This window comes from Xanthomonas hortorum, from assembly GCF_024339125.1.
Classification (GTDB): domain Bacteria; phylum Pseudomonadota; class Gammaproteobacteria; order Xanthomonadales; family Xanthomonadaceae; genus Xanthomonas; species Xanthomonas hortorum.
Window position 1 is genome coordinate 5,130,477 of sequence record NZ_CP101417.1, and the last position, 13,163, is coordinate 5,143,639.

A 13,163-nucleotide genomic window follows, 5' to 3' on the forward strand; every position below is an offset into this window, starting at 1 on the left:
CAAGGTAAGTGGAAGACGAGCGCGCACGCTCAGGTGATATCCAGATCGGCGACGGTGACATCGATGCCGACCGCGTAGGTGACGCAGAATTCGTTGGGGCCGGAATCCTCGCCGGTGACCAGCAGGAATTCCTCGCGCTGCAGCTCCGGCACATCACGGCTGTAGAGCATGGCGTAATGGGTCAGATCGCCATCGCGACGCGGCGGCTGATAGCGGTACAGCACTTCGTCGTAGGCGATCGGGGGGATCCGCGCGGCATCGTCGGTGGACTGGGTGGCGCGCTCCCAACGTTTGCCGGCGTAGTCGATCTGCGCCGCACCCAGATGCGGATGCTGCATCACGAACTCCTGAAACGCCTGCTTGCTGGGCGGATTGACCGTCTCGCAATACACAAACGCCTTCATCGCTTCCAGATCGCCGCCCACGGTGGTGACCTGCAAGAACGCATCATCGTCCAGGTAGAACCGATGCAGGGAATAGCCATCGCCCAGATTGACGTGGCCATAGCACGGGATGCCTTGATGCCCGCCCGGCAGCTCGGCGGTCATGACCTCCGGCGCCATGCGATACAGGGTGGTGTCGATCTCCACCTGGCCACCCACACGCAAGCCCAGCGGCAGCGTGTGGCCGATCGCGCCGGTGCCGGAGGTGGGCGCCGCTGGCGGTTGTGGTTGACCGAACAACTTGCTGAAAAAACTCATCGTCATGCACCTTGTGGCGATGGGGAATGGGGAACGGCGGCAGTGCGCAGGGCGTGCCATGCGATGGCGTGCGCAGGCACGCGCTGCTCGGCCAGGTAATACAGCATGGCACCGGCCGCCACAGCGGTGTGTGCGGGCGGGTTCAACCGCAACGCACCATCGGGCGCGCGCAGACCCAGTAACAAGGCGCCGCGCTGGCTGAAGTCGGCCGCCACGACGCGGTAATCCAGCGGGCCTACATCGGCCGGAACCGCAAGACTGAACTGGGTGGGGCCATCGTCCACCGACAACAATTCGGCAGTGATCGCAGCGCTGCCGGGATCTTGCGCAGCGCGCGCCAGGATCTCGGCGGTCATCGGGCGGGTGCATTCGATGGCCGGATAGTGGCAATTGACCAGCCGCGCGGCGCTGCCCGAATCGAAGTGCGCCACGATGTGCGCACGCGGCGCATGCGCCATCAGCGCGAACACTGCCGCCAGGGTCTGATCGTCGGATGGCGGATTGACGATCACCCGCGCCGCGCCCGCGATGCCCGCACGCAGATACACGTCCGTGTGCGTATACGACTCGGCGGCGATGAAGCGCATGTGGTCTGGCATCGGGTTCTCGGCCACGCCCTCGGCGATCAGCACCACGCCTTCGTCGTCGGTGGCGGTGTCCGAGAGCAACAGTTCCAGCAAACGCGCGGAGGCGGCGCCCTGCCAGCCGATCAGGATGGTGTGCCCGCGCAGATCGGCGTAAGCCATCTTGCCCATGTAGTGGCGCCTCCAGAAAGTGATGAGCACGCCGCTGGTCTTGGCCAGCACCGTGGCGAACAGCGCCACCGCGCCCGGCATCAACACGAACGCGGCGATATAGCGCCCGGCCACCGAGCCCGGCGACAGGTCGCCATAGCCGATGGTGGTGGCGGTGGTCATGTAGTAGTACGGAAACGCGTCCAGGCCGACGAGCTTGTGCTCGCCAGCCATCAACAACAACGCCCAACTCACGCCCATGTGGGCCAGCAGCGCCAGCGCCACCAGGCCCCAGCTGACGCGGCGCACATGGCGCCGCAGTACCCGGAACAACCGTCCGACAATGATCATGGCGCGTCCTGTGCCGTGCGGTGGATCAGCTGTCGCTGCGCGGAACCTGCTGCACGTCGCGCACCTGGCCGATCAGCGGCGCGGTGCCGCTGGCGCTGTCGTGGCCGAGTTGGGCCGGCTTCTTGAAGCGTGCCAGCACCGCGGCAGCGTTGGACTCGCCTTCCATCAGGCCGGCCGCGGCCAGACGCCGGTTCAGATCGCCGTCGCCGCTGGACGATTCGAGTTCTTCGGCCGATTCGATGCGTGCGGAAGTCTCGGCCTGACGCGCCTTGATGCGCTCCAGCGATTCCAGTGCCGAGCCCATCTTGCTGCTGGCACCGGAATGCCGCGCGGCAATCGCCGCCTGCGCCTTTTGCACCGCGTCGGTGGCCTTGACCGTGTCGATCTGCTGGCGCATGCCACGCAGCTGGTTTTCGGTCTTCTGGATGGTGGCCTTGAGCGTCACCACCGACTGGTCCAGCGAGGTCTTGGAGACCTTGTCGCCGGCGTCCTCGCTTTCCAGCGCGGCGAGCTTGGTCGCCACATCGTGGGCCAGCGATTCGTCGCCCTTGGCCAGCGCACCTTCGATATAACGCGTGTATTCGGCCATCTTGCCGGCACGCGCGTCGATCTTCTGCTGGGCCAGCTTGCTCTGTGCCATCAGCTTGGTCAGCTCTTCGCGCGAACGCGTGAGCTGGGCGCCGGCATCGCGCATTTCCTGGTCCAGGATGCGCAGCGCATTGGCGTCGACCGCCTTCTGGCCGGTTTCGTGTGCAGTGCCACGCAGCAGCGTGATCAGCTTTGAAAAGATACTCATGACAACACGCCTTTAGGAAAAGTACGGCTTGAGAGATTCGGCGGCATCCAGCGTATTGGCCGCCAGGGTCTGGATTTCCTCGTCGATCTGGTCGAGCGTGGACGACGCCGACAGTTCGCCAAAGACCACGTAGCTGTCCTTGCCGTCGACCTGCACCAGACCCAGGTTGGACAAGGGGTTGAGCGGATTGAGCCGCAGGCAGGCATCGTTGAAGGCGGCGCGGTCGCTGACCTGGTCGGCATTGGCCAGCAGCGTGGAAACGAACACCTGCGAGCCGGAGGCGGCGACCTGGATCTGCATGTCGCCGTGGTCGGCCAGGGTGAGATTGATGGCCGGTTCCAGCCCGTCGATCAGCTCGACCTCGATCGGCTGGTCGCGGTAGCGCTCGGCCAGCAGGCCGTGCAATTCGACAGTGGTGTACTGCGTCATACGATGTCCTGTCCTTTGGTCATGCAGCGGTGGTCGAGCAGCTGCGGTGATGCAGCAATGCTCATGCAATGGGCGGACATACTACAGACTGTCCGCGACCGGCAGAAAGGGCCGGAAGTCAGCTGGTCAGGCCAGCTGCAGGCGGAAGCAGACCACCCGTTCAGTTGGCTCGAAGCCGCACGCCGCATGCGCTGCCTGGGCGCCGCTGTCTTCCAGCCGCGCATCGGAGGCCAGCTCCGTGCAACCCTGATCTCGCCACCCGGCCGGCGCGCTCACGGATACAGCATCCGCTTGCTCCAGCGGCTGGCCGCATCGGCCTCGTAGCGCCAGCGCTCGTGCAGGCGGAAGTTGGCGCCGTACCAGAACTCGAACGCCTGCGGCACCACCCGGAACCCGCCCCAGCCATCCGGGCGCGGCACCTCGCGGCTTTCGAAGGTGGCCTCGACCTTGGCGATGGCCGCGTCGAACTCCTCGCGCGAGCCCAGCGTCTGCGATTGCAGCGAGGCCCAGGCGCCGATCTGGCTCATGCGCGGGCGCGAGGCGAAATAGGCATCGGATTCGTCCGCACTCACCAACTGCACGCCACCTTCGATACGCACCTGGATGCCGGCCTCGCGCAGGCTGCGCCACAGAAACAGCAATGCCGCCTGCGGATGGGTCTGCAAATCGCGGCCCTTTGCGCTGTCCAGATGGGTGTAGAACACGAAGCCGCGCGCATCGAAGGCCTTGAGCAACACGGTGCGCGCGCTCGGCCGGCCATCCACGCTGGCGGTGGCCACGGTCATCGCGCTGGCTTCCAGTTCGGCGCTGTTCTGTGCCTCGGCGTACAGCGCGGTGAAGGTGGCAAGGGCTTCTGCGTACAGATCGGTCATGACGGTGCGTGGGCAGCAAGATTGGCGCCTATTGTGGGCGCATCGCGTGTGCTTCGCCTATGTCCGCACTGTCGCAGCCATCGATCTGCCTGCGGCGGCGGTAGGTGTCGATGCCGAGCCACGCAGTCGCAAGTCACACCGCACGAATGGTTTCAGGCCGCGTCGATCGGCCCGGCGCGCGGGCGTGAATGCTACGATCCCTGCGCATGAACCCCGCTCCCAATCTCGTGATGGTCGGCCCGATGGGCGCCGGAAAAAGCTGCATCGGCCGTCGTCTGGCCGAGCGCTTCGGGCTGGAGTTCGTCGATGTGGATCAGGCCATCGTCGAGCAGGCGGGCAAGAGCATCCCCGCCATTTTCGAACAGCACGGCGAAGCACGGTTTCGCCAGCACGAACTCGAGACCCTGCAGGCACTGCTGGAGCAGGACAACAAGTTGATTTCCACCGGTGGTGGCGCAGTGCTGGATCCGCTCAACCGCCAGCGCATCCGCGAGCGCGGCTTTGTGGTCTATCTGCATGTGAGCGTGCCGGCGCAGTTGACGCGGCTGGCTCGCGACCGCAATCGCCCGCTGTTGCAACGCGCTGACCGCGAGCAGGTGCTGCACGCGATGGCCGCGCAGCGCACCCCGCTGTACCAGGAGGTCGCCGACCTCAGCCTGGAAACCGATCATTTCTCCCCCGCCGAGGCCACCGCGCAGCTGGTGCTGCGCCTGGCCGCGCAATGGCGCATGTCGAGTACCCCCGCATGACACTTCCCCGTTCCTCGCGCAGCGTCGATGTCGACGGTGCGCAGCCCTACACCATCACCATTGCGCCCGGCCTGCTGGCCGATGGCGCGCGCCTGGCCAGTCATGTGCGCGGCCGCCACGTGCTGCTGCTCAGCGACTCGCAGGTGGCCCCGCATTACGCAGCCACGGTGCGCAGCGCACTGTTGCAGGCGCGCCCCGACCTGCAGCTCGGCGAGCTGGTGATCGCCGCCGGCGAAGCCTCCAAGACGCTGGATAACTTCGGCGCTGCGATCGCCGCGCTGGCCGAGTTGGGCGCCACCCGCGACGCCTGCGTGTTCGCACTCGGCGGCGGCGTGGTCGGCGACCTGGCCGGCTTCGCAGCGGCCTGCTGGATGCGCGGGGTGGATTGCGTGCAGCTGCCCACCAGCCTGCTGGCGATGGTGGATTCGTCGGTCGGCGGCAAGACTGCGGTGGATATCCCGCAGGGCAAGAACCTGGTCGGCGCGTTTCATCCGCCACGCGCGGTGATCGCCGACACAGACACCCTGCGCACCCTGCCACCGCGCGAGCTACGTGCGGGTCTGGCCGAGGTGATCAAGTACGGCGCCATCCGCGACCCGTTGTTCTTCCAGTGGCTGCATGCCGAACGCCGCGCGCTGCTGGACAGCGACGCCGCAGCGCTGGCCCAGGCCATTGCGCGCAGCTGCGAGCACAAGGCCGAGATCGTGGCGCGCGATCCGCTGGAAAAAGGCGAGCGCGCTCTGCTCAACCTGGGCCACACCTTCGGCCACGCGATCGAGACCGAACAAGGCTACGGCGCGCCCGGCAACGACAACCTCAACCATGGCGAAGCCGTGGCGGTGGGCATGGTGCTGGCCGCACGGCTCTCGGCCGCGCTGGGCATGAGCACTGCGCAGGACACCGAGGCGCTGCGCGCCCTGCTGCACGACTTCGACCTGCCCACCGAGATCCCGGCCGGTCTGTCGCCGGAAGCGCTGCTGGGGCGTATGCGTCTGGACAAGAAGAACATCGCCGGCCGCCTGCGCCTGGTGTTGTGGCGCGGCATCGGCAAGGCCGAGGTGGTGCCCGATGTGGACGAGGCCGCGGTGCTGGAGATTCTGGCGAGCTGAGCAACGCCATCACTCACTAGTCTCCGGCGCATTCGTAGGAGCGCCCCCGGGCGCGACAGGGCCTTCCCGATAAATCCCATCGCGCCCAGGTGCGCTCCTATGCACTGCCTGCCAACGCTCCCTTCGCAAGCGGAGCAACCCGGCGCGCCCACTGCTCCCAGCCTTCAGCACCGCCCGGCTACAATCGGCGCCATGCGTATCCACTTGCAACACGATCCCGGCGGCAATGCGCCGTTGCGTTATGTCCAGCTGACCCTGCAACCGGATCTGTTCGGTGGCTGGGAGCTGCTGCGCGAGAGCGGCGAGATCGGTGGACGCTCGCAGCTGCGACGCGACCAATATCTGCTGCAGGATGAGGCGGACCGGGCCTTCGACAAGGCGCGCGACACCCACCTCAAACGCGGCTTCCAACTCATCACCGGCGGCGCCGACGCGCCGCGCTGAGGAACACCCATGCTCAAGAACGATCGCCTGTTGCGTGCCCTGAACCGCCAGCCCGTCGACCGCACCCCCGTGTGGCTGATGCGCCAGGCCGGCCGGTATCTGCCGGAATACCGCGCCACCCGCGCGCGCGCCGGCAGCTTTTTAGGCATGGCCAAGAACCCCGAGATCGCCTGCGAGGTGACGCTGCAGCCGCTGCAGCGCTTTCCATTGGACGCGGCGATCCTGTTCTCCGACATCCTGACCATCCCCGACGCGATGGGCCTGGAGCTGTACTTCGTCGAAGGCGAAGGTCCCAAGTTCCGCCATCCGGTGCGCGATGCCGCCGCGATCCATCGGCTGGGCGTGCCAGACATGGAAACCGAGCTGCGTTACGTGATGGATGCGGTGCGCCTGATCCGCCGCGAGCTGGATGGTGCGGTGCCGCTGATCGGTTTCTCCGGCAGCCCGTGGACGCTGGCCTGCTACATGATCGAAGGCGGCGGCAGCAAGGAATACGCGCGCATCAAGGCAATGGCCTTCAACGCGCCGGAGGTGCTGCATCACCTGCTCAGCACCGTCACCGATGCAGTGATCGCCTACCTGTCGGCACAACGCGCGGCTGGTGCGCAGGCACTGCAGGTGTTCGACACCTGGGGCGGCGTGTTGTCGCCGGCGATGTACCGCGAGTTCTCGCTGCCCTACCTCACCCGCATCGCGCGTGAGCTGGAGCGTGGCGACGGCGCCGAGCGCACCCCGCTGGTGTTGTTCGGCAAGGGCAACGGCGCCTACGTGAGCGAACTGGCCGCCAGCGGCGCCGAAGCGGTGGGCGTGGACTGGACCATCTCGCTGGCCGACGCCGCACAGCGCGCTGGTGGCCGCGTCGCCCTGCAAGGCAACCTGGACCCGGCCACCCTGTACGGCTCGCCCGAGGCGATCCGCGCCGAGGTCGGCAAGACCCTGGACAGCTACGCCCAAGGCAACGGCGGCTCGCGCGAAGGCCACGTCTTCAACCTCGGCCACGGCATGTCGCCGGACATGAATCCCGAACATGTTGGGGTGTTGGTGGAAGCGGTGCAGACGTTGAGCAAGCGCTGATCCAGGTGCGATCGACAGCGCGCGAGTAGCGCTGTCGATGGCTCGCTCAGAAGCCGATCAGTCAACCAGACGCCGCTCTCTTTCCTACAGCCACCGGCAACAACCGGTGGTGCTCTCATGCGTACCGGCGTGGGACCTTATGCGGCATGGATGCCGCAGAAGAGCTACACGGACGTACTTGCGGCGTGTCCCACGCCGGCACGCGTGCAAGCGCCCTCAGTGACCGAGCATTTCGCACAAAACCGGCAGACTTCATGTGCGCGGTCGATCGGAGCGCGGTGCCGTATCCGGTGTCGGGACACGCCGTGAATCCGTCCGTGGAGGCTCAGTAGAGGCATCCATGCCGCTACATGGTCCCGCCCCCGGATACGGCACCGCGCCTTCAATATTCGCGGCCGCTGCTCGAAAAGCGATGCATTCAACCGGCATCACGCCTGCGGATTCCAAAGTAAAACCTGGCACGCGTGCACGCGCTCAGTGGCTAAATCAAACGCGTACGTTTTCTGAGTTCGTGCACATCAGCGCGGGGATAATGCGTTGTCCCTTCGACAGCGATCACCATGTCTCAGCCCGTTCCCGTCTTACGTGCCTACGACAGCATCAAGCCGTTGCTGTGGCTGGTGTCGCTGGCAATCTTCATGCAGATGCTGGATGCGACCATCGTCAACACCGCGTTGCCGTCGATGGCAGCGAGCCTGCATGAAAGCCCGCTGCAGATGCAGTCGGTGGTTTTCAGTTATGCGCTTGCGGTGGCGATGTTCATCCCCGCATCGGGCTGGATTGCGGACCGCTTCGGCACCCGGCGCACCTTCCTGGCTGCAATCATCGTGTTCACGCTGGGCTCGTTGCTGTGCGCGGCCGCACAGCAGTTGCCGCAGCTGGTGGCCGCACGCGTGGTGCAGGGCATCGGCGGCGCGATGTTGCTGCCGGTGGGCCGCCTGGCGGTGCTCAAGACGGTGGCGCGCGCCGACTTCCTGCGTGCGATGAGTTTCATCGCAATTCCGGCACTGATCGGTCCGCTGATCGGCCCGACTTTGGGTGGCTACCTGGTCGAAGTCGCCTCCTGGCATTGGGTGTTCTTGATCAATCTGCCGATCGGCGTGATCGGGTTTATCGCTGCACTCAAGATCATGCCGGATCACTATGGCGATGCGCGCAAACGCTTCGATCTGATCGGCTATCTGATGCTGGCGTTCGGCATGGTGGCGCTGTCGTTGGCCTTGGACGGCATCTCCGAACTCGGCCTGCGCCACGCCTTCGTGATGCTGCTGGCGATCGGCGGGCTGGCGGCGTTGGCCGGTTACTGGCTGCATGCGGCCAGCGCGCCGGCGGCGTTGTTTCCGCTGGCCTTGTTCTAGGTCGCCAGCTTTCGCATCGGTATTTTGGGCAACCTGTTTGCGCGCGTGGGCAGCGGCTCGATGCCGTTCCTGATTCCGCTGTTATTGCAGGTGGGCCTGGGCATGAGCCCGATGCATGCGGGGCTGATGATGGTGCCGGTGGCGCTGGCCGGCATGGCCGCCAAACGCGCCGCAGTCAAGTTGGTCGGCCGCTTCGGTTACCGCCGCATCCTGATGCTCAACACCGTATTGGTGGGACTGGCGATGGCCAGCTTCGCCTTGATCGATGTCGGTCAACCGCTATGGCTGCGGCTGGTGCAGCTGGCGTGCTTTGGCGCGGTGAATTCGCTGCAATTTACCGTCATGAATACCGTCACCTTACGTGATCTGGACCGCGACCAGGCCAGCCCCGGCAATAGCCTGCTGTCGATGGTGATGATGTTGGCCACCGGCTTCGGCGCGGCGGCGGCGGGCAGTCTGCTGGCCGCCTTCAACACGCATCTGGGCGACAGCCACGGCGCCACTGCGGCGCTGCATGCCACCTTCCTGTGCGTCGGCGGCATCACCTTGTCGTCGACATTGATCTTCTGGCAGCTGGCCGAGACGCGGCCGCACCCCAAACATGTGGAAGAAGTTGCCGAGTAGCCATGCGTGTGCGGCAGTACCTGGTGCAGTACGTGAGCGAATCACCACCCGGGATTTCAAGCGCGGCAATAGTTCTTAAATCTCCTCGCGCGGGCGCTTGCTTCGCAACGCCTCTGCGATGGTGTCGGCGAGCATGTCGCCGGTGAGTGGCTTGCGCAGGAAGCTGTCGAATCCGGCTTGCTCCGCAGTAGGCTCGGCTGCTTCATCAGAACGCGCGGTTACTGCAATCAGCGGCATGTCGTAGCCGAACACGCGCAGCTGCCGCGCCAGCGCAAAGCCATCCAGGCCCGGCAGATCCAGATCGAGCAACGCCAGGTCGAAAGTGTTGTCGGCCGCTTCGGTCAGTGCGGCCAGCCCGTGCGGTGCGTGCACCACCGAGTGGCCTTGCGAACGCAGCAGGCCAACGATGACCTCGGCGATGGTGGGGTCGTCTTCCACCAGCAGGATGCGCTGCGGGGCGACCGCTCCACCGGCACGCGCCACCTCGCCGCCGAGCGTGGCGTTGGAGGCGACCCAACGCAGCGGTAGATCGACGACAAAGCGCGTGCCGGCGCCGAGGCGACTGATCACTTCGATATGCCCCCCCATCGCCATTGCCAGTTCCTGGCAGATCGCCAGACCCAGGCCGCTGCCACCGTAGCGCGAGGTGGTCCTGGCACCGTCGCCTTGTTCGAAACGCTGGAACAGACGCGCTTTTTGCTCGGCATTGATGCCCGGCCCGGTATCGGCCACCTCGAAACGCAGACCTTGATACGAGCCAAGCGTGGTCAGCTTGAGGCCGACCACGCCGCGCTCGGTGAACTTGATCGCGTTGCTGAGCAGATTGAGCAGAATCTGCCGGATACGGGTGACATCGCCGCTGGCGGTGATGTCGCCGAGCAGGCCCACTTCCAGGCTGAAACGCAGACCACGCTCCTGCGCCAGTGGCGCCATCAAGCCTTCCACTTCGGCTACCAGTTGGCGCACCGAAAAGGGCTCCAGATCCAGTTCCAGGCGCCCGGATTCGATCCGCGCCAGATCCAGCGCATCGTTGACCAACCGCAGCAGATGCGCGCCGGCACGCCGGATCGATTCGGTATAGCTGCGCTGTTTGTTGTCCAACGAGGTCTTGAGCAATAACTCGCTCATGCCCAGCACACCAGTCATCGGCGTGCGTACTTCGTGGCCGAGCGTGGCCAGGAAACGTGTCTTGGCGAGCGATGCCTGCTCGGCAATTTCCTGCTTGTGCACCGCCAATTGCAATGCGTTCAAGCGGCGCAGGCGACGGCGATAAAGCAAGACCGCTGCGGCGAACAGACACACTGCCAGCAGACCGAGCGCCACCAGACCCCACGGGGACAGCCACCACGGCGGCAATACCTGGAAGCGCAGGGTCTGGCTCGCCGACCAGATGCCGTCTGCAGTGCGCCCCTGCACTTCCAGCGTGTAATGACCCGGTGGCAGGCGCGAAAACAAGCGCTCGCCCGTGGCGCCCACATCGATCCAGTCCGGGTCGTAGTCACTGAGACGGAAGCGGTAACTGGTGGACTCGGGACTGGTGAAAGTGGGCATGCGCGCGACGATATGCAGGTCACGATCGCCGTCCTGCATCTGTAGCGGTGCTCTGCCGGTGACATCCAGTTCATGCTCACCGCGTCGCACACTGACACGCTCGATCAACAGCTGCGGCCGGCGTAAATTCGGACGCATCATGGCCGGATCGAACACCACGATTCCGTCGGATGTACCACCCAGGATCTGTCCCGTGCTTGCCTGCACCAGCGTGGCCACCTGCATGGGCGAGCTGGGAAGCCCGTCATGCACGTCGTACACACGCACCAGCTTGCTGCCGGGGTCGACTCGAATCAGCCCACGATGACTGGAGACCCAGGCCACGCCGGCAGCATCGACCACCAGGCCGGTCGGCGACACCCTCGGAAACTCCTGATCCTTCCCCACCGTATCCAGATGCGTAAGCTGCGTACCGTTCCAAAGATACCGCCGCAACTCTCCTGCCAATCCAACCCAGACAATGCCGCCCTCTCCCAGTCGAAACACGTAGGTTGGCAGGGACGGCGCGCCAGGTACCGGAACGAAGCGGTCGGCAGCCGGGTCCCATCGCCATAGTCCGGCATTGTTGCTCAGCCAGATCTGTCCATCTGGCCCAATACGCATGTCCAGGACGGTCAGCGCCTTCAGTCCATGGCTTCCATAGTCGATCGTCCTGAGCAGCTGCCCTTCGCTGCTCCAGAGCTGCACCCCATGCGTCAGCAGCGCGACCCAGATGCGTCCCTGCGCATCTTCGGCCATCCTGCCGGGTCTGCCCACATTTTCCGGATCGGCTGCCGGATCCCTGTGCTGGAGCAGCGGCCAACGCCTGACTTCCCGCGTCCGCGGGTCGTATCGCACCAGCGTTTCCTGTACGCCGATCCAGACAATTCCCTGTCTGCTTTCGATCATGGTCTCGGGAATGCGCTCTGGATCGACCGGCGCCAGATGTTGCTTCACTCGGCCGGTGACTGGATCGAAGTACTCAAGCGCACTTCGTGTACCGACCAGCCAGATCCCGCCCGAGATCGAAGGCGCTGTCGCAACGACCGATGGGTTGGCGAGGGACTGCGTATCATCTGCGCGGCGCGAGAACAGCGCGAAGGTGTCCCAACGCGGGGGCAGATGCCACAACCCGCCCTCCAGGCTGGCAAACCACAGCCCTCCTTCGCGGTCCTGGTAGGAGGTGATCCAGTTCCGGTTGACCAGGCCGTGCGCTGAAAAACTGTAGATCGGCACGCGTTTGATGGGCGCGCCGCCGGCGCTCATGCCAAGGCCGACATCGGTATCCAGCCAGTAGCGCCCGAGTCGATCGCGCAGCAGCACACCTTTGACCTGCGGCGTGGCCGTGACGCTTTGCCAGGGGCGAGGCACGGACCGCCCAACAGCGCTGAACTGGAACGTATTGCCCTCGATATCGGCAACCCATAGCACCTTGCCGTCCGGTTCCATATACAGCCTGTTGACTGCTTGTGACGGACCCGGGAGCGGCACCCGCTCCAGGCGTCGGCCATCCCAGTGCACAAGCCCGCCCCAGGTGCCGATCCACAAGGAGCCGTCAGGCGCAACTTCGAAACCGACGATGTTGTCGGACGGCAAACTAGCGGGATCACCGGCCGTGGCAGAGAAGTGCTGCATGCTCCCGTCGGGACGATACCGATACACACCCTGCTTCGCGGTCCCGATCCAGACATCGCCGTCGGGCGTCTGTGCCAATGCCCACAACGTGGCGTCGCGCAGTTCCGGAAAGTGCGGATCTTCCAGCCGCTTGAATGTGCGCGTGTTCGCTTCCAGATAGCCAACGCCGCCATCCTCGAAACCCATCCACACCCGGTCGTTGGCATCGACACAGATGGTCCAGACCACGTTGCTCGTCAGGCCATCTTCCATCCGCCAGATGCGGTAGTTGCGGCCATCGAATCTGGCCAATCCGTCATCGCTGGCAAGCCACAGATAGCCCTGCTTGTCCTCGGCCAATTCATTGATCGTGTCGGACGGAAGTCCGTCGGCAATCGTCAGCTGGATGGGCACCGGTGTCACTGGCGTACGCGCCCGCACAGGAAGCACTACCAAACAGAGGCACACCCAGAGAGCAACAAGCGGCCAATGGGCGAAGCGAGATAGAAAGCGCACTGGATCAGCTTCACGACAAGTCGGCGCATAGTGCGGGCCGCGCGCTGTGCGGGCAAGCCCGAGCCCGCTCGTACCGCTACTGCCGCTCATCTTTCCCATGCCTACGACGCGTAGGGCAGCGTCACAGACCAATCCGCTGTCTGCCGCAGTGGTCACGAACACAGCGCACAGGACTGCGTCCAGCCGAAAGGATCCGGATGCCCCGCAAGATCGCCGGCATTACGCATCGCTGTTCAAGCTGCCCGTTACCCGACGAAGGCGC

10 protein-coding genes and 1 pseudogene are annotated in these 13,163 nt (G+C 65.2%); 5 read left to right on the forward strand and 6 right to left on the reverse strand.

The window, feature by feature from the left end; genetic code table 11:
• Positions 1-29 precede the first annotated feature (29 nt).
• The 5 genes from NMB96_RS22125 to pdxH all read right to left on the reverse strand — a co-directional run bounded on the left by NMB96_RS22125 (position 30) and on the right by pdxH (position 3,883).
• Entirely contained in the window at positions 30-707 is a 678-nt protein-coding gene (locus NMB96_RS22125; protein WP_043889341.1) for a YjfK family protein, read from the reverse strand.
• A complete protein-coding gene (locus NMB96_RS22130) occupies positions 704-1,786 on the reverse strand; it encodes a potassium channel family protein (protein WP_023904669.1) in 1,083 nt (360 codons plus the stop codon). Before NMB96_RS22130 ends, NMB96_RS22125 begins: the two co-directional genes overlap by 4 nt.
• Positions 1,787-1,811: 25 nt before the next feature.
• Positions 1,812-2,582, reverse strand: a complete 771-nt coding sequence (locus NMB96_RS22135; RefSeq protein ID WP_255085733.1) for a PspA/IM30 family protein — start codon at positions 2,580-2,582, stop codon at positions 1,812-1,814.
• Between the two features lie 12 nt (positions 2,583-2,594).
• Entirely contained in the window at positions 2,595-3,011 is a 417-nt protein-coding gene (locus tag NMB96_RS22140) for a YjfI family protein (RefSeq protein WP_006449074.1), read from the reverse strand.
• A gap of 272 nt (positions 3,012-3,283) precedes the next feature.
• Positions 3,284-3,883, reverse strand: a complete 600-nt coding sequence (gene pdxH / locus NMB96_RS22150) for a pyridoxamine 5'-phosphate oxidase (protein ID WP_023904673.1) — start codon at positions 3,881-3,883, stop codon at positions 3,284-3,286.
• 206 nt (positions 3,884-4,089) lie between these two features.
• Here pdxH and NMB96_RS22155 point away from each other — a divergent pair, with 206 nt between their 5' ends.
• The 5 genes and pseudogenes from NMB96_RS22155 to mdtD all read left to right on the forward strand — a co-directional run bounded on the left by NMB96_RS22155 (position 4,090) and on the right by mdtD (position 9,241).
• Positions 4,090-4,632 carry a shikimate kinase gene (locus NMB96_RS22155; protein WP_043889342.1) on the forward strand — a complete coding sequence of 181 codons (543 nt, stop codon included), beginning with the start codon at positions 4,090-4,092 and terminating at the stop codon, positions 4,630-4,632.
• Positions 4,629-5,741 carry a 3-dehydroquinate synthase gene (aroB, locus tag NMB96_RS22160; RefSeq protein WP_255085736.1) on the forward strand — a complete coding sequence of 371 codons (1,113 nt, stop codon included), beginning with the start codon at positions 4,629-4,631 and terminating at the stop codon, positions 5,739-5,741. Before NMB96_RS22155 ends, aroB begins: the two co-directional genes overlap by 4 nt.
• A gap of 192 nt (positions 5,742-5,933) precedes the next feature.
• Entirely contained in the window at positions 5,934-6,185 is a 252-nt protein-coding gene (locus NMB96_RS22165; protein WP_006449079.1) for a WGR domain-containing protein, read from the forward strand.
• Positions 6,186-6,194: 9 nt separating this feature from the next.
• A complete protein-coding gene (hemE, locus tag NMB96_RS22170; protein WP_115040620.1) occupies positions 6,195-7,259 on the forward strand; it encodes a uroporphyrinogen decarboxylase in 1,065 nt (354 codons plus the stop codon).
• Between the two features lie 560 nt (positions 7,260-7,819).
• A pseudogene (mdtD, locus tag NMB96_RS22175) lies at positions 7,820-9,241 on the forward strand (multidrug transporter subunit MdtD).
• A 75-nt stretch (positions 9,242-9,316) separates the two neighbouring features.
• Here mdtD and NMB96_RS22180 read toward each other — a convergent pair.
• Positions 9,317-12,799 (reverse strand): hybrid sensor histidine kinase/response regulator, encoded by a 3,483-nt coding sequence (locus NMB96_RS22180; RefSeq protein ID WP_225970200.1) that lies wholly within the window; start codon positions 12,797-12,799, stop codon positions 9,317-9,319.
• Between the last annotated feature and the right edge of the window lie 364 nt (positions 12,800-13,163).